The following is a 5,245-nucleotide window of genomic DNA, read 5'->3' as shown; positions in this document are numbered from 1 at the left end:
AGAATGTAGTTCAGGAAATAATACTCCTAGTTGCCGTCGTGACATTGGGATTAGCTGTGATAGCCTTATCCATTACTGTTCTTTACCCCCAATTTATCTTGTCCTCAGAAGAACAGGTGGCCAACAACTTAGCTTCCCAAACCACGATATCGGTTGGTCCCCTTCTTAATAAAGGGAACCAGGCTAGCTTAGTACTGGAGGCATACGACCCTGCGGAGACCAGTAACGTTACGGTGTTAGTGTTCCCAGAGCCCTCCAGTTTCGAGACCTCAGTCGGCCTCGTTACGCCTCAGGGTCAACCTTCGTTCTCCGTCTACCTGGCCAATGGTAAGTTGGCCGAGCCTGTTACCCTCGCTAAAGTGTATGATCTAAACGGCCACCTCCTGATTGGTTCTCCGATTCGGGCCTACACTATACCCTTCAACGACCCCGTGACCGTTATCTTCTCGGGCTTCTCTAAGGGGGACATAGCCGTCGTGTGGGTCATGTACGGTCAGGGGGACGTGTTCAGGATAGGTTACACCTTCACGGGGGTGCCGGGATGAAGGCCTTGTCCCTCCCCATCTTCATGGTCCTCATGTTCATCCTCTTGGTCGCCGTTCTGATCCCTGCTTACCTCATTTTCAATTCGGTTCAACTGTATAACTATCAGGGATCACAGCAGGCCGTCGGTTACCTTCAGGGACAGACCCAGGAGACCAATAACGTATTTAGGGGCAACCCAAACGTCTACTTGAACTCCTCCAAGACCCCCTATCTTGAGATCCAGTACACCTCGATACCTTATCCCTTAAACATTACACAAGTTTACTATTTCAATGGAACCTCCTGGGTTCCCGTACTTTATTCCCCTAGAGTGATCGCAGGGGACGGAAACATCCTCCTTCCAACTAGGGCCTATAACCAACCTGTGTTAATTGTGTCCGGAAATGGTAACATTTACTTCCTTGAGCCTAACACCTCCATCGACACCGTGAATGTGCAAGGTCCTTCAGGAAAGGTTCCAGTTTATATAGCCTCCTTCGTTATCAATGGCTCTAAGGTCTATCCAGTATCCACGCAGGTTGTGTTCGGAGTTGGGGGAGGTCAAACTCCCCTAGTGTGCTACGTGCTTCCTGGGACCTATCCTTTAGACGAGAAGCAAAACAGTACGTTTCTACCTCAATACGGTCTAACGGGAGTCTTTCAGAACTGGAGCGTCGTCGGTTACGGTCAACTTTCAGGTCCCAACAGCGAGTCTACATACCTCACCGTGAGCGGACCCGTTGTAGTCACGGCTATTTACAAGGCCTATGAGGCGAAATATCAGGTGACCATTAAGCCGAGCGGGTTGTCACTAAACCCTTTGACTAATAATATCCATGGTAGTAGTACCATCACCCTTAACCCTCTGAACACAACTGTTCCAGTAATTATAGATAACAAGACCTATCACTTAGGCGGAAACGGAATCACCCTTAATCTGACTTACGGATACCATTTAATCCAGTTTCCTAAGTACTATAACATAACCTTCAATTATTCGTTTACGAATTATTCGTTTACGAGTAAAGGCAAGTCTCAAAGTACCCAGTTCTCTGTTTACGCTGGGGAGATTAACTGTTATCGGTTCACTGCTCTAACACCCTCAATTAAGAATATAACGGTATATGGTCAAGACGTTGTATTTGTTGCAGGTAATGGAACAGTTTACGGAAATTATAGCTTACATCAGGTATATTATGCGGTGTTGGTGAATAACTCCTTCTTTTATCCCTCAGGAGTTAAAGTCTATCACAGTAATCCTCCCTCCACGGGTGATGTCCCAGGCCAACTCGTCCAGATAAACAACAGTTTCGTGATAGGCCCCACAGCATATAATCAGAATGAGAGACTATATTTCAAAAACTGGACTATATTGAAGGACACTTATGTTTATCTCAATCAGCTTAGCGGGAATTTCGACATCAGCGGACAACCATACAGTGTACTGTTGTCCCAACCTGTCAATGTTTCTGCAAAAGGATTGATTACTACAAAGAATGGTCTAGCTCTCGAAACGATAAATTTTAAAGAGGGATCGGAAATTATCATAATTTCGCCTTTTATCATAACGGACTATCAGGAGTGGTTTGTGGGAGGTGAGCCATTATGAAGCTCAGATTAAATAAGGCAATCTCCAGCTCTATAGCCCTACTCATGCTAGTGATCGTAATTGTTGTGGTTGCGATTCCCATGATGGAATATATCTCTACCATTCAACAGGAAGGGGTATCCCAATCGGCCTTAGTAAACAACTACGTTTACCTCAAGTCTCTTCAGTCGAAGCAGGTAGAATACGGGCATCCAGCCATATATTATGGGAATTCATCCATCTTGTTTTACTACACTAACGGTACATTCGTGCCCCCTACTAACATCACAATAACCAAGATATTGTACTTATCCTCATCGGGTATCTGGACGAACCTTACCAGCTTGAAGTATCCATTGACCGTAACCACTTTCACCAACATCACACTTCCCCCTTACGTCCAGGGGAGGCCCATAATCGTCGTCACCTCCCTGGGTAACCTATTCTTTCTGACCCCTATGTCGTCCATAGGGCCCTACTCCACATCTGGGAAGGGAGGATTCGAGGTCGCTACGCAGATTTATGAGAGCAGCGGCCCTATAACCGTCTCAACGAACTTGACCACTAACATAGACGGGAGTTACAAGAACTTCACCACTCCCGTCGCGTTCGTGAACCAAACCGGTACCTTCTCGATTCGGATACCTCAATACGTATATTACGTGGAGAGAAACGGGTCCGTGATAACTGGTGTATTCCGCAATTGGATTGAGCTCGGCCAGGGAATTCTCAACTCCAGTACCTCTAATGAAGTGACAGTCACTTTAGAGGGAAGTCCTTTAGTCCTGATAGGGAATTACTCTCCCTTAAATGCACAAGATCACGTCACGATACAGGTGAATCCAAGCCAAGTGGAGCCTGTTGAGGTCATAATTGACGGGGTTCATTATACAATAAGTGGAACCAAGAACTTAACCATACCCGCAGGATTCGTCAATTTCACTGTGGTGACTACGTCTTTGAACTACACGATTAGTCGGAATATAATAGAGCATTTTGAGTACCAGTTTACTTCAGTTAGCGGTAGATCATTTAGTTCCACAAGTTTCATCACGTTCTTAAATCCTGATACCCACTATTCATTTATCGTGAGTTACAATAATGATTATAACTATTACGGAATATATATAGAATATAGCTATATTGAATATCCTTATAACGTGACATGCATAGAGCCTGATCCTTATTACTATTATTACTATTTTAACCCGAATAATCCCCAAGAATACGGCTTATATTTTCAGCTAGGGAATAATCTCTATAGTTACTCGAATTCAACACCATATTATATAAAAAGTGGGAACTATAATTATTCAGCAATAGGCATCTATTTCGGTCAGACGTCTCAAAACTTTTATGTTTACTTTACAAATTATCAAATTGCGACTTTCAAAGGTCTCACGTGGGGTCCCTATGAATATTATGTAAACGGAACACCTATTTCCAGTGATTATATCGACATTAACTCTCCCCTAAGCATCACTGTAGTGTACACCTGGACGGAGGGCTACAATAAACTGTAAGGTGTCTAAATTGAAGGCCCAATCAGACTTCATAGCCTTTCTTGTCGTGATTATCCTCGTTGTCGTTATCCTCATCCCTATCGCGTTCTTGGTGCTCACGTTCTCTGAACCCTCTGCCAGACAACCAGACTTCACAACTGTACTCACTAGGCAGGTAAATGGAGGTTCAATACTGCTTTTCTTTAACTCTACTCCCTCAAAGCCAACCCTCATAGTTCTAAGGGGAGGCAATCAAAATTATACCTTGGATGCATTGTTCTACGATAACCACGGAATCTGGGATAACATATCTAACGTGATAACCCCGTCCATTCCATCCCCGTTAATTCACAACTATACTCTTCCTAGTTACGTATGGAACAAGACTATATTGGTACAGGTGGGGGGTTACAACGTGAGCATATTCGCTTTGATTCTCCCTAATGAGACTGCATCTGTATAATAGATAAGAACGACAAACTTCGCCCTTTTAGGTGTAAATGTTTGGTGGGATGCTCAAATTTTAATCGATATAACGGGAAACTTACTTTTTCCAAGCTCACGTCTTAGAATTCCCTCCAGAGGCTCGGGAAAGATTTATAGGGTTTCCTACCTCATAACTTTCGGCGGGGTAAAACAGCGGCGTAGGCCAGCCTGGTAGGCCGCAGGGCTCATAACCCTGAGGTCCCTGGTTCAAATCCAGGCGCCGCTATTCCGAACCCTGCCTCCACCATAACTTACAGAAGATTCCGTTTGTCCCTACACTTTCATTTCAATTATCTTATGCTCAATCACGATTCAGTGTAGGGACTTAGCCCTCAACAACCTACCCTACCTCAAGGTAGGTGGGTCACGGGACTCCTTAGAGCCCAACGGCAAGGGACTCACATCCCAGATCGCTCCCACCCTTTTGGACATAGCCCACATCGGCGTGAGAGGTCATCTTTTATCAACAAAAATATTATAAACAAATATAAAAATAAATAAATAAAAATATTTCCATTAATGGGAAAAAGGATTCAGCCCACATCCGTGAAGCAACGCACGTGTGGGCGAGAATTGTCCCACTAAGGGAGCAGAGGAGGAACGATCCCCCACTCCGTGCAGCCCAGGCTCGATAAATAAACGTTCAACTAAGCTTAAGCCCCGAAAATTTATTCAACCCGCTCATGTCAAAAAGGTTTGAGTCGATTGAGACGTGTTTACCCGTGGCGTAACTTTTCCTTACTTTTAATTACTTCTAATTCCACCACGGGCACCCCTCTTAAGGGATCATACAGGGTCACCCTTAACTCATTGGGGCTAGTCGAGGGAAACACCGCTACCCTCCCATCCACACTTTTATCACTCCCCAAACCTCGTGAGCAGTGCCCGTCATCAGTTAGGGAGATCATCAATAAAAACTACTTCGGTAATACTATATAAACACAACTTGTCAAAACGATATTTAGAAGTGATTAAAAATAACGAGTAGTTACGTAGAGGGCGATTCAGGGCTCCTTTGCGATTTCTATTTGTTTCTATAGAATGAAAGTGACTTAATTGATCCTACATCAGTAACACTAAAAGGGGGACGAGCGCTAGGTCATACCATGAGACACCCATTCAATCACGTGGTGACCTCGCTCGT

General features: G+C 44.4%; 5 protein-coding genes and 1 tRNA gene. 5 read left to right on the top strand and 1 reads right to left on the bottom strand.

Features of this window, described 5'->3' with window-relative positions; genetic code table 11:
- The 5 genes from METMK1DRAFT_RS18015 to METMK1DRAFT_RS00035 form a co-directional block, all read left to right on the top strand.
- A partial coding sequence (locus METMK1DRAFT_RS18015) for a hypothetical protein (RefSeq protein ID WP_009069250.1) occupies positions 1–545 on the top strand: 545 nt, incomplete at its 5' end.
- On the top strand, positions 542–2,134 hold the full coding sequence (locus tag METMK1DRAFT_RS00050; RefSeq protein ID WP_009069249.1) for a hypothetical protein: 1,593 nt from the start codon (positions 542–544) through the stop codon (positions 2,132–2,134). The genes METMK1DRAFT_RS18015 and METMK1DRAFT_RS00050, both read left to right, overlap by 4 nt.
- Complete coding sequence (locus METMK1DRAFT_RS00045; protein ID WP_009069247.1) at positions 2,131–3,636, top strand: hypothetical protein; 1,506 nt, start codon at positions 2,131–2,133, stop codon at positions 3,634–3,636. Before METMK1DRAFT_RS00050 ends, METMK1DRAFT_RS00045 begins: the two co-directional genes overlap by 4 nt.
- 10 nt (positions 3,637–3,646) lie before the next feature.
- The gene (locus tag METMK1DRAFT_RS00040) at positions 3,647–4,078 is read left to right on the top strand and encodes a hypothetical protein (protein ID WP_009069244.1); all 432 of its coding nucleotides are present in this window, start codon (positions 3,647–3,649) and stop codon (positions 4,076–4,078) included.
- Positions 4,079–4,253: 175 nt separating this feature from the next.
- Positions 4,254–4,327: transfer RNA gene (locus tag METMK1DRAFT_RS00035), tRNA-Met, on the top strand.
- Between the two features lie 490 nt (positions 4,328–4,817).
- Here the strand turns inward: METMK1DRAFT_RS00035 and METMK1DRAFT_RS00030 are convergent.
- Positions 4,818–5,009, bottom strand: coding sequence for a hypothetical protein (locus METMK1DRAFT_RS00030; RefSeq protein ID WP_009069243.1), 192 nt, complete (start codon positions 5,007–5,009; stop codon positions 4,818–4,820).
- Positions 5,010–5,245 lie beyond the last annotated feature (236 nt).

Origin of the sequence: Metallosphaera yellowstonensis MK1, from assembly GCF_000243315.1 — an archaeon.
Lineage (GTDB): Archaea > Thermoproteota > Thermoprotei_A > Sulfolobales > Sulfolobaceae > Metallosphaera > Metallosphaera yellowstonensis.
This window is presented reverse-complemented; position numbering and strand designations above follow the sequence as displayed.

Excerpts from the sequence above, each read along its gene's own strand:
- METMK1DRAFT_RS00050 (WP_009069249.1), top strand. The coding sequence starts at position 542 with ATGAAGGCCTTGTCCCTCCCCATCTTCATGGTCCTCATGTTCATCCTC.
- METMK1DRAFT_RS00045 (WP_009069247.1), top strand. The coding sequence starts at position 2,131 with ATGAAGCTCAGATTAAATAAGGCAATCTCCAGCTCTATAGCCCTACTC.
- METMK1DRAFT_RS00030 (WP_009069243.1), bottom strand. The coding sequence starts at position 5,009 with ATGATCTCCCTAACTGATGACGGGCACTGCTCACGAGGTTTGGGGAGT.